This window comes from Halorubrum sp. CSM-61, assembly GCF_003781945.1.
GTDB lineage: Archaea > Halobacteriota > Halobacteria > Halobacteriales > Haloferacaceae > Halorubrum.
In genome coordinates this window covers 122,678-148,123 of the sequence record NZ_RJJW01000004.1, presented here as the reverse complement: position 1 = coordinate 148,123, position 25,446 = coordinate 122,678, and the positions used below count along the sequence as shown (strand labels likewise).

Sequence of the window (25,446 nt, the reverse complement as noted above, 5' to 3'; positions counted from 1 at the left end):
CGCGACTACGCGTCCCGAAACGTCAGCGCGTCGCGGAGGTCCCGTGCCCGCGCGAGCAGGGCGTCGCGGTCGTCCTCCGGGGCCGCGTCCGAGTCGTCCCCGTCATCTCCGGGAGTCGCCGTCAGGTGACCCATCTTCCGGAGCGGGCGCGCGTCGCCTTTCCCGTACCAGTGGAGGTCGGCGTCGGGCGCCGCGAGGACCTCCTCGACGCCCGACAGCGTCGCCTCCTGCGTCTCGTCTGTGTCGCCGAGCACGTTCACCGTGACCGCGGGCGCGACGAGATCGGTCGGCCCGAGCGGCCACCCGAGCACGGCCCGGACGTGGTTCTCGAACTGCGAGGTGCGCGCGCCCTCGATGGTCCAGTGGCCGGAGTTGTGCGGCCGGGGTGCGATCTCGTTGACTAACACGTCGCCCTCGCGGGTCTCGAACAGCTCGATCCCGTAGACGCCCCGGCCGTCGAGGACGTCGAGCACGTCGCGGGCGACCGACTCGGCCTCGGCGACGACCGCGTCGTCGGTCCGGGCCGGTGCGACGCTCTCGCGGAGGATCTCCTCGCGGTGGACCGTCTCCGTGACGGGATAAGTCCGCGTCTCGCCGTCGGCGCCCTTCAGGCCCATCACGGCGATCTCCCGCTCGAAGTCGAGGAGCTCCTCGGCCATCGCGGCGCCGCCGACCTCGTCGAGCGCGTCGGCGGCGTCCGCGGGGTCCCGGACCGGGACGTTCCCGCGGCCGTCGTACCCGCCCTCTCGGGCCTTCAGCATGACGCCGCCGAACTCCTCGGCGACCCGTTCGAGCCCCTCGGCGGTGGCGACCGCGGCGAACTCGGGGACGGGGATCCCGGCGTCGACCAGCGCCTCCTTCTGGACGAGCTTGTCCTGAATGGTGCGGAGCGTGTCCGGATCGGGGTGGACGGGCACGCCGTGTTCGGCGGCCGCCTCCGCCATGAGGTCCGGATCGGCTAACTCGATCTCGAAGGTCAGGGCGTCGACGCGGCTCGCCAGCTCGTCGATTCCCTCCGGGTCGTCGAAGCCGGCGACGATCTGGTCGCTGACGACGGGACTGGCCGGACAGTCGGGCGTCGGATCGAGGACGACGACCTCGACGCCGAGCCGCGCGACCGCCTCGCCGATCATCCGACCCAGTTGCCCCCCGCCGACGACGCCGAGCGTCGGTCCCGGTAGCGTGATCGTCATACGCGACGGTACCGGACGTTACTGCATAAATATTCCCACATCGGGTAGTATATTGACCACGATCGTGTTCAGACTTCGCCGCTCTGTTGAAATATCGTTCTGCAGACAGAGTGCAGTATACAGCAGCTGATCGCCGAAGCATCCTTTTTGCTCGATCACGGGAGTGGGTGAAGCAGATCGGTGGCAGAGATGCGGTATTTAAACGATCGTGAGCGACGGCGACGATCGCTTATAAAGAACGATGCGGTGGCGCGCCTGCGAGCGGTCGCCGGTGGCGGCCGCGAGCCAGCCCGCGAGGGACGCGGTGAGCGCTCGAAGAGCGCGAACCGCGAGGCTGGGGAGGTGTGAGGCGCGGGGCGGTTGCGGCGGGAGGGACTCAAAGGGGCAGCCGTGAGGCCGCAGTAGGCGACGTAAGCACCGCAGCGAGCAGCGCGAGCGAGGAGCGCAACGAGCGTACTGCGGCCTCACGGCTGGGGCTTCGGAGGCCGTCACCGCAGCGTCGTCGATCACTTATAAACAGCCGACAGCAACACCACTCGATCACTTATAAACAACCACCCAAACGATCTGCAATACGTACTCCCGCTATCGTTCACAGTCGGTTCCCGGCGCCTACAGCTCGACCGCCGCGAGGTCGCTTTCCAGCTCCGCGACGAACTCGTTGTACGCGTCGACGAACCCCCGGAACGAGTCGGCGTACTCGCGCACGTCGGCCGCCGACGGCGCCTCGTACTGCGAGAGGAGGTAGAGCCCGCCCGATCCGCCGACCCGGAGGTACGAGACGGTCCCTTCCTCCCACTTCAGCTCCCAGCGGTCGCCGTCGACGCGGGCGGTGAAGGTGCCGTAGTCGTCGCCCTCGTATCGGTAGATCTCGCCGGCCATGACCGAGCAGGTGTCGCGCACGCGGTCCAGCACCCGGTCGCGCTCGGCGACGACGCCGTCGGTCGAGGCCGTCTCTGGGAATTCGGCGCTCACGCCGTCGAGGACGCCCGAGAGCGATCGGACCCACTCGTTCCACGCGGCGACGAAGTTCGCGTAGTCGTCGAGCGCGGTCGCCAGGTCGGCGGGCTCCGGCGGTTGTTTCGTCGAGATCACGTACACGTCCGAGCCCGACTTCGGCGAGAACAGCAGGAACTCCAGCTCGCCGGCCTCGTGTTTGACGGTCCACGTCCCGCCCGGCGTCGACAGCTCCTGTCGCCCGTAGTCGCCGCCCTGCAGCTTCGCGAGCTGGTAGGCGATCGTTCCGGCGTGGTCCCGCACGGCGGCGACGAGCTCGTCGCGCCGGTCGGCGACCGCGCCCGCGTCGCGCACGTCGAGGTCGAGCCCGAGGTCGGCGTGGGTGGTCACGGGCGTACTGGGCGCCTCACCCGGTTAACGAGTTCGGGTCGGGAGCGGAACCACACCCACCCGAACTCACGCGATCGACTCCCGGATCTCGCGGACTCGAGCCGGCTCGTCGATCCCCGACCGCACCACCAGCGCGAACACCTCGTCGCCGCCCGGGACCGGGGCGTCGCCGCTCAGGATGGCGCCGGAGCCGGTCTCGTCTTCGAGCCACCGTCGCCCGTCCGCGATCGCCTCGCGGTTGAGCCACGCCGGCGGCCCGCCGACCACGAGCAGGGTCCGGTCGGCCCGCCCGTCCGGCACCTCGACGGTGTTCTTCCCGCGGGTCGCCTTCCGGATCGTCGTCTCGATCGCCGACACCGCCTCGCTCGTGTCGATCTCGGCGGGCTCCGAGGAGCCGAACAGCCCGAGTCCGAACCGCGACCCCGACTCGAGCGGTTCGACCGCCTGCGTCGCGTGGCCGACGGCGGCGACCTCCCCGTCGTCGCCGACCGCTCGGGCCACGTCGCTCGCGTCGAGGACCTGTTGGGGCGTCGAGTCCGCGCCGTCGGCCTCGCCGGCGCCGAACAGCGCCGCGACCCGCTCCGCGACGACCCCGTTCAGCCGGTCGCGGGCGTCGGCGACCGTCTCGCCGGGGCGGAGCCACTCGGCGTTGTCGAACGGGAAGACCGCCGCGCACCGGTCCGAGAGCGCCTCGAGGGTCCGCGCCGCGTTCTTCTCCGCGAGGGGGCGCTCCGGCGGGCGCTCCGCGGAGCCGTCGCCGGTCGCGCTCGAGCGGGGCGAGTCGGAGTCGCCGGGCCGGCCGGACCCGCCGGCCTCGGACTCGGCGGGCGTCGGGAGCAGCCCGACGGCGTAGACCGGCACGTCGTAGAGCCGCGTCAGCTCCTCGGCCAGCGCCGGCGCCACGCCCGCGCCCGCGCCGCCCCCGACCCCGACGACGAGGACGAACGCCTCCGCGAGCGAGGGCTGCTGGTCGTCCATCGCCCGGCCGAGCTCGCTGGCGTGGGCGTCGCCGAGCCGCCGGGCCGCGTGGAGGTCGCCGTCGAGCCCGCCGCCGCCGGCCGCGTCGCCGAAGCGGTACCGGCGGGGCTCGTCGATCGACCGGAGGGCGTCGAGCGCGGCCGCGTCGGTGTCGAACGCGTTGACGCCCCGCAGGAACCGGTCCCCGTCGCTGTCCGTCGCGAGCCGGTCGGCGACCCGGCCCCCGGCGCCCCCGAGACCGATGACGTGTACACGCATACGTCACCCCGGTCGTCGAGCGGGGGTTTATCTTTTCGGCTCGGAGATGTCCCTGCTCGAAACCCGCCGACTCGAACTCGCCGATCCGAACTCGTCGAGTTGCCGCTGTCCGCGCGGGATCTCCGGACCGACCTCGTCGGGGTCGCCGCCGAGCAGCCGTATCAGGGCGGTGTCGGCGAACGTGAGCGCCAACACGAGCACGATCGGCGCGAGGAACAGCCCGTGGAACCCGAACACGACCGGGCCGAAGATGTACGCCAGCATGAGCAGCCCGACGTGAGTGGTCTTCCCGCTGAAGTACGGCCGGAGCACGATGTCGGGGATCGTGTCGACGACGACCGCGGCGACGACGAGGAACCCGACGACGTACGCGAGCGTGGCGACCTCGTCGCCGAGGACCGGCGGGACCGCGGTCACCGCCGCGAGCGGGACGTACACGATCTTCATTCCGATCACGGGAATCAGGCTGGCGATTCCCGTGAGAGCGCCCGCGAGCGCCGGGTAGGGGACCTCGACGATCTCGGGCGCGACCACGTTGTAACCGGTGTAGGTCACGACGGCGATGATCGAGATGGCGATGACGTTGAGCAGGTTCCCGTACAGCACCGCCTCCAGCTCGGCGTCGGCCGTCTCCAAGTACTCGCGGACGACGGCGTCGTCGTCGAACGTGAGCAGCCACTCGTGGAACTTCGAGCCGTCGAGCAGCAGGTAGTACGTGACGACGATCGTGATGAGGAGGTTCAACGCGAGCGCCGAGAGCACGCCCGCCAACAGCCCCGCTTGCTCGGAGGCGAAGTCGATGAGCGGGTCGAGCTGGCCGGACTGGTACGCCTGCATGATCCCGTCGAACGTCGGGTTCGAGAGCGCGGCGAGGTCGCCGACCCACGAGTTCTCGGCGCCGACCGTCTCGGCGACCGGGTACTGCTCGATGAACCGACGCGCCTCGATCAAAAGGAGGAGCACGGTGTAGCCCAAGAGCCCGATGAGCGGGACGCCGATCAGCGACAGCGAGGCCACCGCTCTGACGCGAGCGGGGAGGTGGAAGCGTTCGAGCCGGTGGAAGAGGCGTCGAGTCGAGTAGTAGAGGAAGACGGCGACCGTGAGCGGCGCGACGAACCGGTAGGCGATGAACCCGACGAGCACCGCGATGACGAGTCCGAAGAGGGCGATGACGAACCGCTTTTCGTCCATAGCGGTTCCTCTTCGCGGTCCGTCATAAACCATGGGGCTCGGTCGGTTTGGAGGGCGGAGGGGGAGAGGAGAACCCGTCGCCTACCGGTCCGAGCCGTCGTCGATCGAACGCTCGTAGTGCGCCACCTGCTCGCGGTGGAGCGAGAGGATCATGTCGGCGAGGAATCCGAAGATCAGCAGCTGGATCCCCAAGATCGCGGCCCCGACGGCTCCCATCGTGATCACCTCGTGGGTGATCCCGTTGGCGAACCAGTCGTAGAGCACGTAGCCGGTCATGAGCGCCCCGGCGCTCGTCGAGATCGCGCCGAGACTGCCGAAGTAGAACAGGGGGTTGTTCGTCTTCGCCTTCCGGTACAGCTCGAGGAAGATCACGCCGCCGTCGCGGACGGGGTGGAGGTTGGTGGCGGAGCCGCCGGGGCGCTCCCGATAGGTGATCGGGACGACCGCGACCGACTGCCGGTTCTTCACGCACTCGACCGCCATCTCGGTCTCGATCCCGAACCCGTCGGCGGTGAGGTGGAGCCTGCTGAACGACTCGCGCGTGAACGCCCGGTAGCCGGAGAGGATGTCTCCGTAGTTCTCGCCGTGGATGACGCGGAACGCGAGGTTGATGAGCCGGTTGCCGATCCGGTTCAGCCGCGTCATCGCGCCCGGGCGCATGTCCGCGAACCGGTTCCCGATGACGTGGTCCGCCTCGCCGGACAGCAGGGGATCGAGCATCGCGTCGGCGTCGTCAGCGTCGTACGTCGCGTCCGCGTCGGCCATCACGACGTAGGACGCGTCGACGTGGTCGCGGACCGCCTCTCTCACGGCCTGACCCTTCCCCCGTCCGGACTGCTCGACGACGCGCGCGCCCGCCTCTCGGGCGGCCTCCCGCGTGCCGTCCGTCGATCCGCCGTCGATGACGAGGACCTCGTCGAGTCCGGCATCGCGGAACGACTCGACGACGCGCGCGACCGTCTCGACCTCGTCCATCGTCGGCAGCAGGACGCAGACGTCGTCGTACTCGCTCATTACGCGGTCGATATCGGGGGAGTCGCTAAACTCTGTCCTTCCGGGTCGGGACCGGTCCCCCGCAGACCGATGGACCCCCGGCCCGTCGGTTCTGCGAGCACCCATACGCTCATGTACCAGACGATCGATCGTGGTAGCATGACACATCCACCGGACGAGCGCGTCGAGGAGTTGCTCAGCGCCGCGCGGACCGCCACCGGCGACGAGCTGCGGAGCCTCACGTACTTCACCGAGGAGGACGTCGAGCAGCTCTACCTCCGCAGCGACCTGAGCCGGACGGCCGACCTCGTCGGCTTCGCGGAGAGCGAGCGACACGGGTTCCACGCGCAGTCGCTGTACGCCGACACCCAGCTCGGCGAGTACCGGTTCACGGTCCGCGTGTTCGAGAACGGCTACCTCACGCGAGTCATCAACGACGGGCACGGGATCTGGGTGACGACCGACTCGATGGACATCGACCGCTTCGAGGAGCTCGCGAGCGCGCTCGCGTCGATCCTACGGTCGTTCGATCCGGCGTGAGGGAGTCGGCCCGCCTCCGCCACGACCGCGAGCCGCTCACTCGAAGTGGCTCCGCATCTCGGGGACCAGCTCGTCGGCGTCGACGGGCTTCGTGACGTAGCCGTCCGCGCCGGCCTTCACCGCCTCCATCATCTTCTCCTGCTGGTCGACGCTCGTGCACATCACGATCACCGCGTCGGGCCAGCGGTCCTTGATCGCGGCGGTCGCCTCGATCCCGGTCATCTCCGGCATGACGACGTCCATCGACACCGCGTCCGGTTCGTACGCTTCGAACAGCTCCACCGCCTCCGCGCCGTTTTCCGCCTCGTCGACCACCTCGAAGGGCCCCTCCAGCGCGTCCCGGACGACGGTCCGCTGGAACGAGGAGTCGTCGACGACGAGCACCCGCTCGGTCATACCTGTCCGTCGACGGCTGAACGCCATAAGCGCGCGGATCGACCCGCAACCGGTGAAGGGCTCTCTCCTCCCTCGTCGACGATGCCGAAGAACACCTTGTATATTCGACGAAGCGTATAATGAACATAGGAACAAGGTTAAGGTGGATCCCGCGGTATTCTTGCGCATGGAAACGCGGAAAGTCCAGCGGTTGGGGCCGTCGACGCTGGCGATGACCCTCCCCGCGGAGTGGGCGAAGGAGCACGGCGTCAACAAGGGCGACGAGGTCTCGCTGCGGATGGGCGGCAAGGGAACGCTCACGGTCCTGCCGGAGTCGGTGAGCACGGAGGAGTCGGAGGCCGTGATCAACGCGGACGCGCTCGACGCGCGCTCGCTCGAGCGCGCCATCGTCGCGCAGTACGTCCTCGGGCGGCGCGTGATCCACGTCCGCAGCGAGGGGACACTCGACAGCGAGCACATCAACGCCGTCTACAAGGCCGAGACGCAGCTGATGGGGCTCGGCGTCATCGAGGAGACGCCCTCGGACATCTCGATCCGGTGTTCGGTCGACCCGGAGGACTTCACCCTCGACAACCTGCTCGAACGGCTGGAGAACACGGGTTCGACGATGCGCGGCGAGGCCGTCAAGGCGCTCGCGCACGGCAACCCCGACCTGGCCCAGCGCGCGCTCAATCGCGAGCGGCAGGCGAACAAGATCTTCGTGCTCCTGCTCCGGCTCATCTTCACGGCGTACCAGAACCCGAACCTCGCCCGCGCGGTCGGGTTAGAGGAGGGGTTCCCGCTGATCGGCTACCGCTCGGTCGCGAAGAACCTCGAGCTCACCGCCGACAACGCGGAGGACATCGCCGACATCGTGATGGAGGCGGAGGGCCACACGCTCGACGTCGACAGCGCGACGATGCGACAGATCCGGGAGTTCACCGATCAGGTGGACGAGCTGACCGCGCTGGCGGTGCGGGCGGTCGTCGAGCGCGACTACGACCTCACGGTCGAGTGCCGGGAGCTGTTCGCCCGGCTCGAGGACCGCGAACAGGAGATCCTCGGGGAGCTCCCGAGCGACCTCGACAACGACACGCTGTTAATGACCCGCGAGGTGCTCGTCAGCCTCCAGCACACCGCGGAGTACGCGATGCGGAACGCCGAGATCGCCGCGAACCTCGCGCTCAACGAGGAGTCGGAGCACGTCGAGATCATCTGACCGCTCGATCGGCACCCGACCGCTCGATCGGCACCCGACCGCCGTTTCGAGTCCGAGCCCCCGCTTCGCATGAACTAAGTAGCCGCCCGCAAAGCGACGGATATGAGCGAGGCATCCATCGAGTCTGACATGGACGTCGGCGTGGCACTGGCGTTGGGCGCGATCGCGGTCGTCGGCGCAGTGGTGCTGTTCGGCCACCCGTCGCAGATCGGGAAGGCGTGGGGCTTCGGAGCGGCGTTCCTCTTCGCCCTCTGTTCGGTCGTCGCCGTACAGGTCTACGACTAATCGCGGGCCGGACGAGTAACCGTTAAGGACGTTTGACGCCTACTTCGGCGTATGAGCGAGTACACCGAGGAGGAGCAGCGCATCCTCGCGTACCTCACGGACAGCGTCACCCGTGGCGAGCGGTACGTCCGCTCGAAGACGATCGCCGACGCGATCGGCCTCACCGCCAAGCAGGTCGGCTCGCGGCTCCCCCGGCTCGCCGAGAAGTCCGACGACGTGGACATCGAGAAGTGGGGCCGAGCGCGGTCGACGACGTGGCGCGTGACCCCGCAGGGCTGACGCGATCTCGCTTCCGCGCTCCCGACTCTTCCCCGCCCGTCCGACTCGCGTGCTTTTAACTCCCGCAGTCCCGAACGGGAGCGTATGACCGTCCGAGTCTCCCGGACGTTCGAGTTCGACGCCCCGCCCGAGGACGTGTGGGCGTTCATCTCGGACGCCGAGCAGCGCGCAGGGGCGATAAGCGTCGTCGACACCTTCGAGGTACACGGCGACGGGCGAGTGACGTGGCACGTCGCGCTCCCGATCCCGATGATCCGATCGACCATCTCCGTCGAGACGGAGGAGGTCGAGCGCGAGCCGCCGAGCCGAGTGAAGTTCGTCGGCAAGTCGAAGGCGTTCCGCGTCACCGGCGAGCACACGATCACCGAGACCGACGGCGGCTGCCGGCTGGCCAACGAGTTCGTGGTCGAGGGGAGGTTGCCGGGCGTCGAGTCGTTCTTCGAGCGCAACTTCGACGCGGAGCTCGACAACCTGGAGGACGCCCTGCGCGCGTCGTTCGGAACGACCGCATGAGGCTCGCCTGCGTCCAGCTCGGCGTCGAGGGCGGCGCCGTGGAGGACAACGTCGCGGCCGCGATCGAGGCGGTCCGCGAGGCCGCGGCCGACGGAGCGGACCTGGTCGTCCTCCCGGAGCTGTTCGACGTGGGGTACTTCGCGTTCGAGTCGTACGCCCGCGCGGCGGAGGGCCTCGGCGGCGACCGGCTGGGCCGGTTCGCCGCGGTCGCCGCCGCGGAAGGCGTCAACGTGCTGGCGGGGACCGTCGTCGAGGACCTCGCCGCGTCCGCGGCCGACGGGATCGACGCGCCGGCCGACGAGGGGCTCGCGAACACGGCGGTGCTGTTCGACCGGAGCGGGGAGCGCCGGCTCGTCTATCGGAAGCGCCACCTGTTCGGCTACGGCTCCGAGGAGACGAGCCGAATGGTCCCCGGCGAGCGGGAGCCGGTGGCGGAGATCGATGGCGTTCGCGTCGGCGTGACGACCTGCTACGACCTCCGGTTCCCCGAGCAGTTCCGCCGGATGGCCGAGGCGGGCGTCGACTGCGTGCTGGTGCCGAGCGCGTGGCCGTATCCGCGCGTGGAGCACTGGCGCACGCTCGGCCGGGCGCGGGCGATCGAGAACCTGGCGTACGTCGCGGCGGTCAACGGGAGCGGCGCGTTCGACGGCGACGCGCTCTGCGGCCGAACGACCGTCTACGACCCGTGGGGGACGACGCTGGCGTCGGCGGGCGAAGAGCCGACGGCCGTGACCGCCGAGATCGATCCGAATCGCGTGGCCGCGGTGCGCGAGGAGTTCCCCGCGCTGCGCGACCGGCGGTAACCCGTGCTGCGCGACCGGCGGTAGCTTCGGACCGTCTCATTTATACGGGAGAAGCGCCAAGGAGACATTGCCGAAGTCCGACGCTTTTCTCGTTGGAGTTCGGCGACAAAACCACGCGCCCGTCCCGACCACTTCGGGCGGCGACGCCGCTGACAGCCCGGGGGTCCGCTGTTCGGCCGCCGCCCGTCCGCCTCCCGTCCGTCTCCCACCGCTTGACCTTCCCGTCGCCTTTCGCCGCCGGTTCTCCGTTTGCCACTCGACTTCGCCTCTCGCCGCCTTCGCTTCTCTCCCCCTTTCCGAACCACTCACAGCCGCGGTCTCGCGTTCCGAGGATGCGCGTTCGTACTCGCGCTCGCATCCGCCGTCGACGACGACCGTTCGGACTTTTCAGGTATCAAAATGGATAATTCGGACGATAGCTACTTATCCCGGTCAGGGTAGCACGTAAACGCCGCGGACGAAACCGGCCGGCCCCACCCCGTCTACGGGCGGGCCGGTCGGAGACTCGCTTCCACCGTCCGTCGTCCGTCGGCTTTCGGGCTCGGGTCCACCCGCTCCCACACCGTACCCGAACCCGTTTCTCGGCACCGACTCGTGCTTCTGTAGCGTCGGATTCGGTTCCCCGACCGAGCCGAAGCGCAAGGACGAAACCCTCGGATCCCGAACCGACGGTCGAATGTTCCCCCGCGAGTACCGCGGCGTCGCCTTCGTCGTGGGCCTGTTCCTCGTCGTTCAGCTGGGCGCGCTGGCGCTGGTGCCGGAGTTCGCAGAGAGCGGCTATCAGGCGGTCGAGAACCCCGAGAACCCGACGAACAGCCTCGTGTACATCGCCGCGATCATCGCCATGACGGGGCTGATGCTCGCCGCGTTTCGCTACGACCTCGATCAGGGGATCCGGCTGCTGATCGTCGGCGTCTCCGCGTGGCTCTCGTGGTACGTCTTCTCCGCGGTGGTGTCGCCGCTCGCGGCCGCGGTGCCCGCCGTCGCGGTCGGCGTCGCCCTCCTCGCGTACCCCGAGTGGTACGTGATCGACACCGCCGGGGTGCTGATGGGCGCGGGCGCGGCGGGGCTGTTCGGCATCTCCTTCGGACTCCTGCCCGCGCTGTTGCTGTTGGCCTTCCTCGCGGTCTACGACGCGATCTCGGTGTACGGCACCGAGCACATGCTGTCGCTCGCGGAAGGCGTGATGGACCTGAACATCCCCGTGGTGCTCGTGATCCCGCTGTCGCTCTCGTACTCGCTTCTGGGGGAGGAACCCGAGTCGGACGCTGAGGGTAGCGACGGCGGTGAAGACGCCGACGACGATGACGCCGATGCCGATCCCGACGACCCGGCCGAGGAAGGCGCCGACGTCTCGGAGCCGACCGACATCGAGGACCGCGACGCGTTCTTCATCGGGCTCGGCGACGCCGTGATCCCGACGGTGCTCGTGGCGAGCGCGGCGACGTTCTCGCCGGCCGCGGCCCTCGACGTGCCGCTGATCGGGATCAACGTCCCCGCGCTGCTCGCGATGGTCGGCAGCCTCGCGGGGCTGATCGTGCTGATGAGCTGGGTCATCAAGGGGCGGCCGCACGCCGGGCTTCCGCTCTTAAACGGCGGGGCGATCGGGGGGTACCTGATCGGCTCCCTCGTCGCCGGCGTCCCGCTGATCGAGGCGGTCGGGCTCGGCGGATTCTTTTAAGTCGGCGTTGGTGTCGTTGTCGATCCCTTATAAGCGATCGGTGACTCTGCGGTGAACACCTCCAAAGCCCCAGCCGGGAGGACTCGCGCGGCTCGCTGTCGTTCGAAAGGCGCGAAGCGCCTTTCGTGATGACGAGAGAGCTTCGCTCTCTCGAACCACGCGCTTCAGTCGCTCGCTTCGCTCGCTCCTTGCAGTGCTTGCGTCGCCGTGCTTCGTCCTCCCGGCTGCCCCTTTGAGTCCCACCCGACGGCACCGCCCCGCACCTCACGCCTCCCCAGCCTCGTCGGCCGCCCTTCGCTTCGCTCGGGCGACCGACTCCCTCGCGCGTGCGAGTCGCGCCCACCGGGCGCTCCTCGGCACGCGCCACCGCACCGCCTTTATAAATTCCGCCGAGCGCTACTCGCTCGCGCCGTCGCGCTCGACGGTCATCCCGAGGTCGGCCATCGCGTCGAAGAAGTCCGGGAAGGAGACGTCGACGTGCTCGCCGCCGCGGATCGTCGTCGTGCCCTCGGCGACCAAGGCGGCCACCGCGAGCGACATCACGATCCGGTGGTCGGCCCGGCCGTCGACGCTCGCGCCGCGGAGGTCGCTCTCGGAGCCGTGGACCGTCAGCGTGTCCTGCTCCTCGGTCGTCTCGGCGCCCAGTTTCTCCAGTTCCTCGGCCATCGCGGCGACGCGGTCCGTCTCCTTGTACCGGACGTGCTCGCAGTTCGTAATCGTGGTGTCGCCGTCGGCGACCGCGCCGAGCGCGGCGATGGTGGGGAGGAGATCGGGCGTGTCGCCCACGTCGACCTCGACGCCAGACAGCTCGGAGCGCCGGACGGTGATCACTCCGGCCTCGCGGTCCCACTGAACGTCCGCTCCCATGCGCTCCGCGATCGCCACGATCGCGGAGTCGCCCTGCGCGCTCGGCACGGCGCCCTCGATCCGGACCGACTCGCCCGGTTCGGCGGCGACCGCGCCCGCGGCGACCAGGTACGAGATGGAGGAGAAGTCGCCGGGGACGGTGTAGCTCCCGCCCGCGGGCGCGTACGACTGCCCGCCGTCGACGACGAAGCCCGCCGCGCCGGCCGCGCCGTCGAGCGCGTCGCCGGCGTCGTCGACCGGGATGGCCTCGATCCCGAAGTCGTCGAGCAGTTCGAGCGTGATGTCGACGTACGGGGCCGACTTGAGCGGGGTCGTCAGGTCGACCTCGATCCCCGCCTCCGTGACCGCGCCGGCCATCAGCAGGGCGGTGACGTACTGCGAGGAGACGTCGCCGGGGATCGCGACCCTGCCACCCGCGAGCGGCCCGGCGATCACGAGGGGGGCCTGCCCGTTCCCGCGGGTCGACTCCGCTCGCACGCCCAGATCGCCGAGGGCTTCGAGGAGGGGTCCCTGCGGGCGCGAGCGGAGGGAGCCGTCACCGGTCAACACGGTGGTCCCGTCCGCGAGCGCGGCCGCGGCGGTGACGAGCCGCATCGTCGTCCCGGAGTTCGCGCAGTCGATCACGTCGTCGGGGACGGCGGGGCGGCCGCCGAACCCGTCGACGGCGAGCGCGTCGGCGTCGTCGGGGATGAGCGCGTCATCGTCGTCGACGGCGGTCTCGGACTCGGGGTCGGAGCCGGGTCCCGGCTCGACCGCGCCGCCGAAGGCGGTCACGGCGCGGGCGGTCGCCTTCGTGTCCGCGGAGACGAGGGGAGAGCGCACGGTCGCGCCGTCGCTGTAGCCCGCGGCCAGCAGCGCGCGGTGGGTGTAGCTCTTCGAGGGCGGCGCGCGGGTCGTCCCCCGCACGGTCGAGGTGGTGACGTGAACGTCCATACCTCCCCTGCCGCCCGCGGCGACAAGTGGGTACCGGCCGCGGCACGATTCTGCGGGGGATTCCGCGGCGTGGGGGGGTCGACTCAGCGACCGACGTCCGCGGCGTACCCTTTATACCACCGGGAGCGCTAGCGTCGCGTATGCCCCAGTGTGAGATGTGTGGCGCCGACGAGGCCTCGCTGACGACGACGAAGGTCGAAGGCGCCGAGCTGGAGCTGTGCAGCTCGTGTACGGACTTCGGCACCGAGGTCCGCGACGAGTCCACCGGCTCCGGCGGCAGCAAGTACTCCACGAGTTCGAGCACCGGGAAGTCCTCCGGCTCGTCCGGTTCCTCGGGCGGATCGTCCGGCTCGTCCGGTTCGTCGGGCGGCTCGACGCGCCCGCGCGACATGTTCGACGACATGGACGAGATCGCCACCGACTACGACGACCAGATCCGCAACGCCCGCGAGTCCCGCGGGCTCAGTCAGGAGGAGCTGGCGAACCAGCTCAACGAGAAGGCGAGCCTCATCCGGAAGCTGGAGCGCGGCGACACGCTCCCGACCGACGACATCCAGCGGAAGCTGGAAGGCGCGCTCGACATCTCGCTGGTCGAGGGCGACTCCGTCGACGACGCCGACTGGGACAGCGGCGACGCCGGGACGATGACGCTCGGCGACGTGGTCAAGCGGAAGGACTGACGGCCGGACTCGTCCGCGACCGCTCTCTCATTCTCCCGCCGATCACTCCCGTCCGCTCTGCGCCCACGTCCAGACGAGGAGGACCGCGAGCAGCCCGAACGCGACGAGCGAGAGGTTCGGGATCGAGAGCCCGAGAACCGGGCTCTCCCACTGAACGGCCGCGCACGGACCCCCCAGCGCGCACTCCGTCAGCGTCGCTTGGAGGTACGAGTGGTAGACGGCGAGGACTCCGCCGATCCCCACGAGCGGCAGCGCGGTTCGGACGACTTCCGGTCGCCTCTCGACGGTCGCGACGCCGAGCACGACGACGAGCGGGTACATGGCGATCCGCTGGTACCAGCACAGGTCGCAGGGCGTGAGCCCCAGCCCGAGGCCGAACCAGAGGCTCCCCGCGGTCGCGACCGTCGCGACGAGCGTCGCGGCCGACAGCCGGAGCGTCGTCTCCGAGGGCTTCCCGGTCACACTGCCTCTCCGCCGTCGTTCACCGCTCCCGAGCCGCCGTATCGCTCGGTCAGGTAGTCGATGATGTAGTCGACCGTCTCGGGGTCGTAGCTCCAGAATCCGTAGAACTCGCCCGGGGCGCGCTCCTCGGCGAGCAGCGCGCACTTGGCGTCGTCGTACCCGCCGCCGTCGTACGCGACGAACCACGTCTCCCGGATCTCGGCGGTCTCGCCGACGTGGACGGTGTAGTGTTCGACATCGGGCGCGTCGCCCTCGTCGGCGGCGTACGCGTGCACGTCGAGCCGCTCTTTCCCGCCGAGAAGGTCGTAGGTGTCCGCCTCGCCGGTGAGCACGTCGAGCGTCTGGAAGCCGGCGTGGAGCTCCCCGTCGCCGACCCGCCACGCGCGGTCCTCGATCTCGCGGGACGCGGCCACCATGTCCGCGCGCGAGTAGGAGGCGAACATCGTCTCGTCGAGGTGGTCCAACACCGGTCCACCGACGCGGCCGCCGCTCGGTTCGCCGGTTCCGGCCCCGCCGGCTCCCGGCTCGCTTTCGCCGCCTCCCGGCTCGCCTCGCCCCGGCAACAGCTCGTCGACGGTCACGGCCGCGACGAACTCGCCGTCGCGCGCGAGCACGGCGAACCCCTCCGGGCCGGCGGCGGTCTGTTCTTCGACGACCCGGATGTTGCGGTCGGCGAAGTGCTCCCGGAGCTCCTCTGCGATCCCCGGGTCGGCGTTGAAGACGGTCAGCGTGGCCTCGTGAGCTTCCACGCCGGCGATGAGCTCGATGAGGGACATCCCTTGCCGGACCCACAGGTGCGGGGTATAAGGTCGTTACTGCTTTCGAGGTCGCGTCGGGCACCGGTTTCGGGACCCGCGAGAAATCCGCAGCGGGAGCGTCGCCGGAGTATGAAGCTATTTGCGCCGCGGACCCCCAGTGCGGGTATGTTCATCCTGGTGAACCTCAAGGCGTACCCGTGCGATCCGATCGAAGTCGCGACCGCCGCCCGCGACGTCGCCGAGGCGTCCGGCGCGCGGATCGCGGTCTCGCCGCAGGCCGCCGACGTCGCCCGCGTCGCCGACACCGGCGTCGAGACGTGGGCCCAGCACGTCTCGCCGAACGCCCACGGATCTCACACCGGCTCGACGCTCGCCGAGGCCGTCGCCGACAACGGCGCGGAGGGGACGCTCGTCAACCACTCCGAGAACCGCCTGAAGCTCGCGGACGTCGACGGCTCCGTCCGCGCGGCCGAGCGCGCCGACCTGGAGACGATCGTCTGCGCGAACAACCCCGCGCAGGTGGGCGCGGCCGCCGCGCTCGGCCCCGACGCGGTCGCCGTCGAACCCCCGGAGCTCATCGGCGGCGACGTCTCCGTGTCGACGGCCGACCCCGGGATCGTCGAGGACGCGGTCGCGGCCGCCGAGGCCGTCGACGAGGACGTGGACGTGTTCTGCGGCGCCGGCGTCTCGACCGGCGAGGACGTGGCCGCCGCCGGCGACCTCGGCGCCGCCGGCGTCCTGCTCGCCTCTGGCGTGGCGAAGGCCGACGACCCGGAGGCGGTGCTGGAGGACCTCGTCAGCGGGATCTGAGCCCTCTTCGACGGCGATCGGTCCCGAACCTCCCTCCCCGGCGACCGGACCGAGTTGCTGCGCTTGCGGATCGGTATAAAGACATCGGTGAGACGCGTTCACACGATCACGGAAATCGCAAGACTGCGGCGGTTTCGACTGTTCGACGAGATCGCGCCGTCTAGTAACCTTTAACCGACACAAGCCGGTACATTTGACCAAGATGGCGAGCAACAAGATCCTCGGTATCGACCTCGGTACCACCAACTCCGCGTTCGCGGTGATGGAGGGCGACGAGCCCGAGATCATCGCCAACGCGGAAGGCGACCGGACCACTCCGTCGGTCGTCGCCTTCGCCGACGACGGCGAGCGCCTCGTCGGCAAGCCCGCGAAGAACCAGGCCGTCCAGAACCCCGACCGCACGATCCAGTCGATCAAGCGGCACATGGGCGAGGACGGCTACACCGTCGAGATCGGCGACGAGGAGTACACGCCCGAGCAGGTCTCGGCGATGATCCTCCAGAAGATCAAGCGCGACGCCGAGGAGTACCTCGGCGACGACGTCGAGAAGGCGGTCATCACCGTCCCCGCGTACTTCAACGACAAGCAGCGGCAGGCGACCAAGGACGCCGGCGAGATCGCCGGCTTCGAGGTCGAGCGCATCGTCAACGAGCCGACCGCCGCCTCCATGGCGTACGGCCTCGACGACGAGTCCGACCAGACGGTCCTCGTGTACGACCTCGGGGGCGGCACGTTCGACGTGTCGGTCCTCGATCTGGGCGGCGGCGTCTACGAGGTCGTCGCCACGAACGGGGACAACGACCTCGGCGGCGACGACTGGGACGAGGCGCTCATCGACCACCTCGCGGAGGAGTTCCAGAACAACCACGGGATCGACCTCCGCGACGACCGGCAGGCGCTCCAGCGGCTGAAGGACGCCGCCGAGGAGGCGAAGATCGAGCTGTCGAACAAGAAGGAGACCACCGTCAACCTCCCCTTCATCACCGCGACCGACAGCGGTCCGGTCCACCTCGAACAGTCCGTCACCCGCGCGACGTTCGAGAACCTCACCTCCGACCTCATCGAGCGCACCGTCGAGCCGACCGAGCAGGCGCTCTCGGACGCCGACTACTCCAAGTCCGACATCGACGAGGTCATCCTCGTCGGCGGCTCCACCCGGATGCCGCAGGTCCAGGAGAAGGTCGAGGAGCTCGTCGGGCAGGAGCCGAAGAAGAACGTCAACCCCGACGAGGCGGTCGCGCTCGGCGCGGCGGTCCAGGGCGGCGTGCTCTCCGGCGACGTCGACGACATCGTCCTGCTGGACGTGACCCCGCTCTCGCTCGGTATCGAGGTGAAGGGCGGTCTCTTCGAGCGGCTCATCGAGAAGAACACCACGATCCCGACCGAGGAGTCGAAGGTGTTCACCACGGCCGCGGACAACCAGACCTCCGTCAACGTCCGCGTCTTCCAGGGCGAACGCGAGATCGCCGACGAGAACGAGCTGCTCGGCGCGTTCCAGCTCTCCGGCATCCCGCCGGCGCCCGCCGGAACCCCCCAGATCGAGGTCTCGTTCAACATCGACGAGAACGGCATCGTCAACGTCGAGGCCGAAGACCAGGGCTCGGGTAACACCGAGTCGATCACCATCGAGGGGGGCGTCGGCCTCTCCGACGAGGAGATCGACCAGATGCAGGAGGAGGCCGAGAAGCACAAGGAGGAGGACGAGGCCCGCCGCGAGCGGATCGAGGCCCGCAACGAGGCCGAGACGTCGATCCAGCGCGCCGAGACCCTCTTAGAGGAGAACGAGGAGGAGCTCGACGACGACGAGCTCGTCGCCGACATCGAGGCGGCCATCGAGGACGTCGAGGAAGTCCTCGAAGACGAGGACGCCGAGACCGACGAGATCGAGTCCGCCACCGAGGCGCTCACCGAGGAGCTCCAGGAGATCGGCAAGCAGATGTACGAAGGGCAGGCCGCGCAGGCCGGTCCGGGCGGCGCGGGCGGTGCGGCCGGCGCCGGTCCCGGCGGCATGGGCGGGATGGGCGGCGCTGGCGGCCCCGGTGGTGCGGCAGGCCCGGGCGGTGCGGGCCCGGACGGCGACGACGAGGAGTACGTCGACGCCGACTTCGAAGACGTTGATGAGAACGACGACGAGGAGTAGCGCCGACCCTTTCGGTTCGCGGCGTCTTTCGGACGCGCCGCTTAACACGACCCAGCCACGAACGACACACCAACGAACGTAACGCATGAGCGAGAACTTCTACGACGTCCTCGGGGTATCGCGGGACGCCAGCGAGGAAGAGATCAAGAAGGCGTACCGCAAGCAGGCCGCCGAACACCACCCGGACGTCAGCGACGACGACGACGCCGAGGAGCGGTTCAAGAAGATCCAGAAGGCCAAGGAGGTGCTCACCGACGAGCAGAAACGCCAGCAGTACGACCAGCTGGGCCACGACCGCTTCACGGAGGCCGACAAGCGCGGCGCCACCGGCGGGGGCGGTCCGGGCGGCGCGGGCGGCCCCTTCGGCGGGGCGGGAGGCGCCGGCGGCGCCGGCGGCTTCGAGGACATCTTCAACCAGTTCTTCGGCGGCGGCGGGCGCGGCCGCGGCGGTGGCGGCGGCGGCGGCAACCGACCGCGTCAGGGACAGGACCTCCGTACCGGGCTCACGATCGATCTGGAGGAGGCGTTCGAGGGCGCGACCAAGGAGGTCACGCTCACGCGACCGACCGAGTGCGACACCTGCGACGGCGCGGGCCACCCGCCCGACGCCGACGTGGAGACCTGCTCGCAGTGTAACGGGCGCGGGCAGGTCCAGCAGGTCCAGCAGACGCCGCTCGGTCGCGTCCAACAGACCTCGACGTGTCCCCGGTGTGAGGGCGAGGGCGAGCTGTACAGCGAGGACTGCGCAGACTGCGGCGGCGACGGCGTCGTCCACGAGGAGGCGACGCTCTCGGTCGAAATTCCGGCGGGGATCCGCTCGGGACAGAGCCTCCGGATGGAGCGCGAGGGCGCGCCGGGCGAGAACGGCGGGCCGAAGGGCGACCTGCTGATCGAGGTCGACGTGGACGTCGGCGACCGGTTCGACCGCGACGGCGACGACCTCCGGGTGAACGAGGCCGTCTCCTTCCCGCAGGCCGTCTTCGGCGACACCGTCGAGATCGAGACCGTCGACGGCAGCGTCGAGATGGACGTGCCCGCCGGCACCCAGAGCGGCGAGACGTTCCGCCTCAAGGGGAAGGGGATGCCCCGCCTGCGTCGGCGCGGGCGCGGCGACCTCTACGTCCAGGTCGGGGTCGTGGTTCCCGACTCGCTGAACGAGGAGCAGCGCGAGGCGCTCGAGGCGTTCGCGGAGGCCGGCGGCGAGGACGTCGACGTGGGCGGCGGCTTCTTCGAGAAGCTGAAGAGCTCCTTTTAAACATCGCCTTCGCCGACCCGTACCTTTTCCGCAGTTCGGCTCCTTTCGCGGGTATGGGCTACGACGCGACCGCCTACGACGACGTCGAACCGCGCGCTCCCGGCATGTACTTCCTCCGCGACGCGCTCGACTGCGAGGCGCTCGGCGTCACGGTCGTCGAGGCCGACGAGGGCTGGGAGGGGATGGAACACGACCACGCCGAGGACGGTCAGGAGGAGGTGTACGTGCTGCTCCACGGCGAGGCGACGCTCACCGTCGACGGCGACCCCGTCGAGCTCGGCCCCGGCGACGCGGTCCGGGTCGACGCCGACTCCAGCCGCGATCTGGCCTTTTCCGCCGACGGCTCGAAGATGGTCATCGCCGGCGCGCCCTGAGCGTCCCTGCCGACCACCGGCTTCCGATCCCCGACGCGCGGCTCGCGCCGCCCGAGAGCGCCTCCGCGTTTTTAAGTCTCGCCCGCCCCGAGTTCCGCGTATGGACGTCGTCGGCGACTTGCTCGCCCGGGACCGACGGAGCCGCGAGACAGCGCTCGTCACGGCCGACGGGCGCGAGCGCACGTACCGCGACCTGATCACCAACGCGTACAAGGCCGCCAACGTGTTGCGGTACCTCGGCGCCCGCGAGGGGTCGACCGTCGCCGTCGAGCCGACGCCGGGGTTCCACACGACGCTCGCCTTCCTCGGCGCCGCGGGGCTGGGTGCTCCCGTCAGGTTCGATCCCCCGGCGGGAATCGAACGGGGCGACCGCGTGGTGCTCGTCGGCGTGGCCGACGAGTCGACGGTCGAACCGGCTCCCGGCACGAAGCTCGTCGCCTTCGGCGGCCCGCCGGACCGCCCCGAGACGACCCACTGGGAGCAGGAGCTGTGGAGCGAGAACCCCGCGATGCCGCCGAGCGACGTCGGTCCCGAAACCACCGCCGCCCTCGGGTCGACCCGCGAGTTCAGCCACCGCGACCTGTGTTCGCTGGCCGAGGTCGCCGTCGAGGCGACCGAGATGGACGAGGGGACGCGGGTGGTCCTCCGTCGACCGTTCTCCGATCCGCCGGCCCTCGCGGCCGGTCTCGTCGCCCCGCTCTCCGTCGGCGGAACCGCGGTACTCGCGCCGCCGAACACCGACCGCGACGCGGGTGACGGAGACGACGCGAGCGATGCGAGCGACGGGCCGCGCGGCGACCTGGCGGTGGCTCCGGCGGGCGTTGCGGTTCCGGAACCGCGGCGGCTCGACCCCGCGACGCTCGCGTCGAGAACCGAGTCGGGAACCGAGTGAGCCCCCCCGAACGGGAACGCGTCCGGATCAGTCGTCCGCGGGGTTCGGCTCCGCGGACGCCCGCCCTTCGTGCCGGAGACAGGCGGACTCGTGATCGGGGCCGTGAACCGTCCGCGCGGGCTCCGTCTGCGCGCACGGCGTCGTGATCGCGTTCGAGAGGATCTCTCCCGCCCGTTCGTCGTCGTCCTGCAACAGGAGTCCGATCGCCTCCGAGAGCGTCCGCTCGAGGTCGGGGTCGTCGACCGTCTCGCCGATGTCGAACTCCCGGCGGAGCTCGGCCCGAACCTCGGATTCCGCCGGAGCGGTCTCGCCGGCGGCGACGTTCTCGCGGACCTGTTCGACGTCGATCTCGCCGGCGACGACGCTGTCGCGGAAGTTCAACAGCCCCCGCCAGTCGTCCTGGTCGACGTCGACGCCCTCGGGCTGGATCACCTTGTGACACCGCGTGTGGAACCGACAGCCGCTCGGCGGGTTCGTCGGGCTCGGTACGGTTCCCTTCAGCTCGATTCCTCCGACGCTCGCACGCGGGTCCGGCGTCGGGATCGACGACAGCAGCGCCTCCGTGTAGGGGTGTTGCGGGTCGGAGAAGATTCCCTCGACCGGCCCGATCTCGACGATCTCGCCGAGGTACATCACGGCCACGCGGTCGCAGATCTGCCGTATCACGGACATGTCGTGGCTGATGAAAAGCAGCGAGAGCCCGAACTCCTCCTGTAAGTCGTCGATGAGCGAGAGGATCTCCGCTTGGATCGACACGTCGAGGGCGCTCACCGGCTCGTCGGCGATGATGAGGTCCGGGTTCAACACGAGCGCTCGGGCGAGCGCGATCCGCTGCTTCTGCCCGCCGGAGAACTCGTGGGGATACCGGTCGAAGTCGTTCGCCGAGAGCCCGACGCGTTCGAGCAGGTCCTCGACGATCGCGCGACGCCGGTGACGGTCGCTCATCCCGTGGACCTTCAGCAGTTCGCCGACCGCGTTCCCGACCGACATCCGCGGGTCGAAACTGGAGGAGGGGTCCTGGAAGATCATCTGCGCGCCCCGGCGGAACGCCTTCAGTTCGTCGTCGTCGAACCGCGTCACGTCGTTGGGATGCGTCCCGTCGGGGGTCCGCGCCGCCCCCTCGCGACCGTTCCCGTTGAAGACGACCTCGCCGGCGGTCGGCTCCTCCAGTCGGATGACGGAACTCGCCGCGGTCGACTTCCCGCAGCCGGACTCGCCGACGAGCCCCAGCGTCTCGCCCGGCGCGATGTCGAAGCTGATCCCGTCGACGGCGCGGGCGGCGCCGACCTGTCGGTTGAAGACCCCCTTCCGGATCGGGTAGTGCTTCTTCAGGTCGCGCACCGACAGCAGCGGCTCAGTCATCGGCGGGCCCCACTCCGCTCTCGCCGCCCGTCGGTCCGGTCTCGTCGCCGTTAGCGGGTCCGAACTCTTCACTTCGGACGACCGAGGGACTCCCGCCCGGCCCGTAGTGGACGCAGGAGACGCGCTGTCCCGGCGCGACCTCGATCTCCTCCGGCTGGCCGCCGGTGCGACACGCCTCCTCGGCGTACTCGCAGCGCGGCGCGAACCGACAGCCGTCCGGCGGGTCGTGCGGATCGGGGAGCGTGCCCGGGATGCCGCCGCCGGTCCCGCCGAACTCCGGTAAACACTCCAGCAGCTGCTGGGTGTAGGGGTGCGCCGGGTTGTCGAAGATGTCGAGCACGCCGCCGCGCTCCATCACCTTCCCGGCGTACATCACGACGATCCGGTCGGCGATCTGCGCGACGACGCCCAGGTCGTGGGTCACGAAGAGGATCCCCATGTCGAACTCGTCTTGGAGCTCGTCGAGCAGCTTCAGGATCTGCGCCTGCACCGTCACGTCGAGCGCGGTCGTCGGCTCGTCGGCGATCAGCAGGTCGGGGTCGCCGACGAGCGCCATCGCGATCATCACGCGCTGCTTCTGCCCCCCCGAGAACTCGTGGGGGTAGTCGTCGAACCGCGAGCTCGCGTTCGCGATCCCGACGCGGTCTAAGAGGTCGACCGCCTTCGCGCGGGCCGCCTCGTCGGAGACGTCCTGATGGATCTGGAGCGCCTCGGCGATCTGCCACCCGACGGTGTAGCAGTGGTTCATCGCCTCTTGCGGGTTCTGGAAGATGTGTGCGATCTCGTTGCCTCGGATCTCCCGGAGCTTCGGCTCGGGAAGCGACAGCAGATCGCGCCCCTCGTACCGGACGGACCCCTCGACGTGTCCCGGCGGGGTCTTGATGATCTTGGTGATCGACTCCGTCGCGACCGTCTTGCCGGACCCCGACTCGCCGACGATACAGACGGTCTCGCCGGTGTCGACGCTGAAGTCGACCCCGTCGACCGCGGTGAGCGTTCCGTCGTCGGTGCTGAACGTCGTCGTGAGGTCTTCGACCTCGAGTAGCGGTTGATCGCTGGACATTATCCGTTCTCCGCCTCCGCTTCGGGGTTCAACGCGTCCAACAGCGCGTCGCCGAGGAAGTTGAACGCGAGGATGGTCAGGAACAGCACGATACCGGGCGCCAACACGATCCACGGGGCGAAGGAGAGGTCGCTCCGACCCGCTGAGATGAGCTGCCCCCACGAGGGGACCGACGAGTCGCCGATCCCGAGGAACGCGAGCTGCGCCTCAGCGAGCAGGAAGCCGGGAATAAGCAGCGTGAGCTGCGTAATGATGCTGCTCGCCACGTTCGGCACGACGTGTCCGCGGATGACTCGATACGTGCTCGCGCCGCTGATGCGGCTCGCCTGGATGAACTCCTCCTCGGAGATCGACAGCGACTTGCTACGGACGTACCGCGCGGTGCCGCCCCAGCCCAGGATCGAGAACACGACGATGAACATCCCGAGTCCGGCCCCGTAGATGTACAGGATGAGCAGGAACATCAGGAACGTCGGGAACGAGAGGATGATGTCGACGAACCGCATCATGACCTCGTCGACCCAGCCGCCGGCGTACGCGCTCAGGGTCCCGAACGAGATGCCGATCGCGGCCACGATCGTCGTCGTGATGAAGGCGATCTGCATCGTCACCGTCATCCCGTAGATGATCATCGTGAACACGTCCTTCCCGCCCTGGGTCGTCCCGAACGGGTGCTGCCACGTCCCGTGACACCGCCCCTCGATCACCTCGCCGACGCACGTCGCCGGCGTCGTGTCGACCACGGAGGTGAACACCGGCGGCTGGTAGGCGACGAGGAGGTCCTGTTGCGGGGCGCTCACGAGGAGCGGGCCGAGGAGCCCGCCGACGAACACGATCCCGAGCCAGACGAGGCTCACGACCGCCGGCCGGTTCCGCTTGAACTCCTCCCAGTAGTACCGCGTCATCCGCGGGTTCTGTAACAGCGGCAAGACGAGGAACCAGACGAAAAGCAGCAGCGTGAACACGAAGAAGTAGTCGATCGTCTCGAGGTTCCGCTCGAGGCCGACGAACTCGAAGGTGGCGGTCCGCCTGCCGAGGAACTGCCACTCGTAGAGCCCCAACAGGACGAGCGGGATCGCGGTCGCCAACATGCCGAGCGCGTTGACCGACAGGTCGAACCGCCCGGACCGCGAGAGGTCGTTCCAGTCGACTTGATCGAATCGTTCCGGTTTTTCAGTTGCCATCGTTCTCCGTTGTGTTACCTGTCATCGTAGCTGATCCGCGGGTCCAACACGGTGAACACGATGTCCTCGAGGAGGTTCCCGATGACGGCGACGAACGTGAAGAACAGCGTCGTCCCCAACACGAGGTTCGTGTCCTGTGCGAGCAGTGCCTCGTAGGTCAGTCGGCCGAGCCCCGGTATCCCGAAGACGACCTCGACGAGCAGCGACGAACCGATGAACAGCGCGAGGAGCTGTCCGACGAGCGTCGTCGAGAGCGGCACGAGCGTCGGCCGCATGACGTGGTAGGCGTACGCGCGGAGGGGCGAGACCCCCTTCGCCTTCGCCGTCTTCATGAAGTCCGCGTTCTGGAACTCCGCGGACTCGTTCCGGGAGACCCGCATGACGGCGCCGATCGACCCGGTGACCAACACGAACACCGGAACCGCGAGCTGGATCGCGTTCTCGACGCTGAACACCGGAACGCCCGTGTCGTAGACGATCGGTATCACCTCCAGCCACACCCCGAAAACCAGCAGGAGAATGATCCCGAAGAAGAAGTTCGGGATGGCGTAGCCGAAGAAGGCGAACGCGGTCGCCGCGTGGTCCTTCCAGCTGTACATGTTCGCGGCGGAGTAGACCCCGACGAGCGGCCCCAAGATGATCGTGAGGATCGTCCAGGGAACCGAGTACTGCACGGTGTAGTACAGCGCCTGCGTGACCGCCTCCATCACGGGCTGGCTCCGGCTCTGCGACCAGCCCCAGTCGAGCGTGTACACGCTCTGGATGTAATCGAGGTATCGGACGTGGAGCGGCTGGTTGAGCCCGCGGAGCTCGCGCACCCGCTCGGCGGCCGCCGCCGGGTCGCCGCCCTGGAGCGCCGCCTGCGTCGCCGCCCGCTGGACGGCCGGGTTCGGGGCCGCCGCGAGCAGCAGGAACGTGACGGTGACGATGATGAGCGATACCACTGCGGCCCAGAGAACCCGAGCGGTGACGTACCTTCCAAATCCCATGTGGTGTCTGAAACGGTGAGGT

Annotated in this window: 26 protein-coding genes; 13 read left to right on the top strand and 13 right to left on the bottom strand. The window is 69.3% G+C overall.

The annotated features are described in order from the left end of the window. Window positions 1-5: 5 nt before the first annotated feature. The 5 genes from purK to aglJ all read right to left on the bottom strand — a co-directional run bounded on the left by purK (window position 6) and on the right by aglJ (window position 5,981). On the bottom strand, window positions 6-1,193 hold the full coding sequence (gene purK, locus EDM04_RS08675; RefSeq protein WP_123621159.1) for a 5-(carboxyamino)imidazole ribonucleotide synthase: 1,188 nt from the start codon (window positions 1,191-1,193) through the stop codon (window positions 6-8). Between the two features lie 612 nt (window positions 1,194-1,805). Beyond that, a complete protein-coding gene (locus EDM04_RS08670) occupies window positions 1,806-2,540 on the bottom strand; it encodes a hypothetical protein (RefSeq protein ID WP_123621157.1) in 735 nt (244 codons plus the stop codon). A gap of 66 nt (window positions 2,541-2,606) precedes the next feature. Further along, window positions 2,607-3,776 carry a cell division protein FtsZ gene (locus EDM04_RS08665; protein WP_123621155.1) on the bottom strand — a complete coding sequence of 390 codons (1,170 nt, stop codon included), beginning with the start codon at window positions 3,774-3,776 and terminating at the stop codon, window positions 2,607-2,609. 27 nt (window positions 3,777-3,803) lie between these two features. After that, window positions 3,804-4,967 (bottom strand): AI-2E family transporter, encoded by a 1,164-nt coding sequence (locus EDM04_RS08660; RefSeq protein WP_123621154.1) that lies wholly within the window; start codon window positions 4,965-4,967, stop codon window positions 3,804-3,806. Window positions 4,968-5,048: 81 nt separating this feature from the next. Then, window positions 5,049-5,981 carry an S-layer glycoprotein N-glycosyltransferase AglJ gene (gene aglJ / locus EDM04_RS08655; RefSeq protein ID WP_123621153.1) on the bottom strand — a complete coding sequence of 311 codons (933 nt, stop codon included), beginning with the start codon at window positions 5,979-5,981 and terminating at the stop codon, window positions 5,049-5,051. Between the two features lie 138 nt (window positions 5,982-6,119). Between aglJ and EDM04_RS08650 the strand changes: the two genes are divergently transcribed. After that, the gene (locus EDM04_RS08650) at window positions 6,120-6,500 is read left to right on the top strand and encodes a hypothetical protein (protein ID WP_123621151.1); all 381 of its coding nucleotides are present in this window, start codon (window positions 6,120-6,122) and stop codon (window positions 6,498-6,500) included. A gap of 36 nt (window positions 6,501-6,536) precedes the next feature. On the opposite strand, the gene EDM04_RS08645 is transcribed toward EDM04_RS08650, so the two are convergent. After that, complete coding sequence (locus EDM04_RS08645) at window positions 6,537-6,896, bottom strand: response regulator (protein ID WP_123621149.1); 360 nt, start codon at window positions 6,894-6,896, stop codon at window positions 6,537-6,539. Window positions 6,897-7,062: 166 nt separating this feature from the next. Between EDM04_RS08645 and EDM04_RS08640 the strand changes: the two genes are divergently transcribed. The 6 genes from EDM04_RS08640 to EDM04_RS08615 all read left to right on the top strand — a co-directional run bounded on the left by EDM04_RS08640 (window position 7,063) and on the right by EDM04_RS08615 (window position 11,655). Continuing rightward, entirely contained in the window at window positions 7,063-8,094 is a 1,032-nt protein-coding gene (locus EDM04_RS08640; protein WP_123621147.1) for a phosphate uptake regulator PhoU, read from the top strand. 102 nt (window positions 8,095-8,196) lie between these two features. After that, on the top strand, window positions 8,197-8,379 hold the full coding sequence (locus tag EDM04_RS08635) for a hypothetical protein (RefSeq protein WP_123621145.1): 183 nt from the start codon (window positions 8,197-8,199) through the stop codon (window positions 8,377-8,379). A gap of 51 nt (window positions 8,380-8,430) precedes the next feature. Further along, entirely contained in the window at window positions 8,431-8,658 is a 228-nt protein-coding gene (locus tag EDM04_RS08630; protein WP_007998354.1) for a hypothetical protein, read from the top strand. Between the two features lie 84 nt (window positions 8,659-8,742). Further along, window positions 8,743-9,171: a CoxG family protein gene (locus EDM04_RS08625; protein ID WP_123621143.1), complete on the top strand. Its 429-nt coding sequence runs from the start codon at window positions 8,743-8,745 to the stop codon at window positions 9,169-9,171. Next, complete coding sequence (locus tag EDM04_RS08620; RefSeq protein WP_123621141.1) at window positions 9,168-9,974, top strand: carbon-nitrogen family hydrolase; 807 nt, start codon at window positions 9,168-9,170, stop codon at window positions 9,972-9,974. The genes EDM04_RS08625 and EDM04_RS08620 overlap by 4 nt, the downstream gene beginning before the upstream one ends. Window positions 9,975-10,650: 676 nt before the next feature. After that, window positions 10,651-11,655 carry a presenilin family intramembrane aspartyl protease PSH gene (locus EDM04_RS08615; RefSeq protein ID WP_123621139.1) on the top strand — a complete coding sequence of 335 codons (1,005 nt, stop codon included), beginning with the start codon at window positions 10,651-10,653 and terminating at the stop codon, window positions 11,653-11,655. Window positions 11,656-12,051: 396 nt separating this feature from the next. Here the strand turns inward: EDM04_RS08615 and aroA are convergent, their stop codons facing one another. Continuing rightward, window positions 12,052-13,455: a 3-phosphoshikimate 1-carboxyvinyltransferase gene (gene aroA, locus EDM04_RS08610; protein ID WP_123621137.1), complete on the bottom strand. Its 1,404-nt coding sequence runs from the start codon at window positions 13,453-13,455 to the stop codon at window positions 12,052-12,054. Between the two features lie 140 nt (window positions 13,456-13,595). Between aroA and EDM04_RS08605 the strand changes: the two genes are divergently transcribed. Then, complete coding sequence (locus tag EDM04_RS08605; protein ID WP_123621135.1) at window positions 13,596-14,135, top strand: multiprotein bridging factor aMBF1; 540 nt, start codon at window positions 13,596-13,598, stop codon at window positions 14,133-14,135. A 42-nt stretch (window positions 14,136-14,177) separates the two neighbouring features. Here the strand turns inward: EDM04_RS08605 and EDM04_RS08600 are convergent, their stop codons facing one another. Together EDM04_RS08600 and EDM04_RS08595 are read right to left on the bottom strand one after the other, a co-directional pair. Then, complete coding sequence (locus EDM04_RS08600) at window positions 14,178-14,597, bottom strand: disulfide bond formation protein B (protein ID WP_123621133.1); 420 nt, start codon at window positions 14,595-14,597, stop codon at window positions 14,178-14,180. Further along, window positions 14,594-15,373, bottom strand: a complete 780-nt coding sequence (locus EDM04_RS08595) for a DICT sensory domain-containing protein (protein WP_123621131.1) — start codon at window positions 15,371-15,373, stop codon at window positions 14,594-14,596. The genes EDM04_RS08600 and EDM04_RS08595 overlap by 4 nt, the downstream gene beginning before the upstream one ends. 147 nt (window positions 15,374-15,520) lie before the next feature. Here EDM04_RS08595 and tpiA point away from each other — a divergent pair, with 147 nt between their 5' ends. The 5 genes from tpiA to EDM04_RS08570 all read left to right on the top strand — a co-directional run bounded on the left by tpiA (window position 15,521) and on the right by EDM04_RS08570 (window position 20,826). After that, window positions 15,521-16,165, top strand: coding sequence for a triose-phosphate isomerase (gene tpiA / locus EDM04_RS08590; RefSeq protein ID WP_123621129.1), 645 nt, complete (start codon window positions 15,521-15,523; stop codon window positions 16,163-16,165). 202 nt (window positions 16,166-16,367) lie between these two features. Beyond that, window positions 16,368-18,305 carry a molecular chaperone DnaK gene (gene dnaK, locus EDM04_RS08585; protein WP_206424443.1) on the top strand — a complete coding sequence of 646 codons (1,938 nt, stop codon included), beginning with the start codon at window positions 16,368-16,370 and terminating at the stop codon, window positions 18,303-18,305. 85 nt (window positions 18,306-18,390) lie between these two features. Next, window positions 18,391-19,560, top strand: coding sequence for a molecular chaperone DnaJ (dnaJ, locus tag EDM04_RS08580; RefSeq protein ID WP_123621125.1), 1,170 nt, complete (start codon window positions 18,391-18,393; stop codon window positions 19,558-19,560). Window positions 19,561-19,613: 53 nt separating this feature from the next. Continuing rightward, on the top strand, window positions 19,614-19,934 hold the full coding sequence (locus EDM04_RS08575; RefSeq protein ID WP_123621123.1) for a cupin domain-containing protein: 321 nt from the start codon (window positions 19,614-19,616) through the stop codon (window positions 19,932-19,934). Window positions 19,935-20,034: 100 nt separating this feature from the next. Beyond that, window positions 20,035-20,826: an AMP-binding protein gene (locus tag EDM04_RS08570; protein WP_123621120.1), complete on the top strand. Its 792-nt coding sequence runs from the start codon at window positions 20,035-20,037 to the stop codon at window positions 20,824-20,826. Window positions 20,827-20,853: 27 nt separating this feature from the next. Here the strand turns inward: EDM04_RS08570 and EDM04_RS08565 are convergent, their stop codons facing one another. From EDM04_RS08565 to EDM04_RS08550, 4 genes are read right to left on the bottom strand one after another with little or no spacing between them, the layout of a single operon-like run. Further along, window positions 20,854-22,188, bottom strand: a complete 1,335-nt coding sequence (locus EDM04_RS08565; RefSeq protein ID WP_123621118.1) for an ABC transporter ATP-binding protein — start codon at window positions 22,186-22,188, stop codon at window positions 20,854-20,856. Next, on the bottom strand, window positions 22,181-23,251 hold the full coding sequence (locus EDM04_RS08560; RefSeq protein ID WP_123621116.1) for an ABC transporter ATP-binding protein: 1,071 nt from the start codon (window positions 23,249-23,251) through the stop codon (window positions 22,181-22,183). Before EDM04_RS08560 ends, EDM04_RS08565 begins: the two co-directional genes overlap by 8 nt. Then, a complete protein-coding gene (locus EDM04_RS08555) occupies window positions 23,251-24,435 on the bottom strand; it encodes an ABC transporter permease (protein WP_123621114.1) in 1,185 nt (394 codons plus the stop codon). Before EDM04_RS08555 ends, EDM04_RS08560 begins: the two co-directional genes overlap by 1 nt. 14 nt (window positions 24,436-24,449) lie before the next feature. Next, window positions 24,450-25,424 (bottom strand): ABC transporter permease, encoded by a 975-nt coding sequence (locus EDM04_RS08550; RefSeq protein ID WP_123621112.1) that lies wholly within the window; start codon window positions 25,422-25,424, stop codon window positions 24,450-24,452. Between the last annotated feature and the right edge of the window lie 22 nt (window positions 25,425-25,446).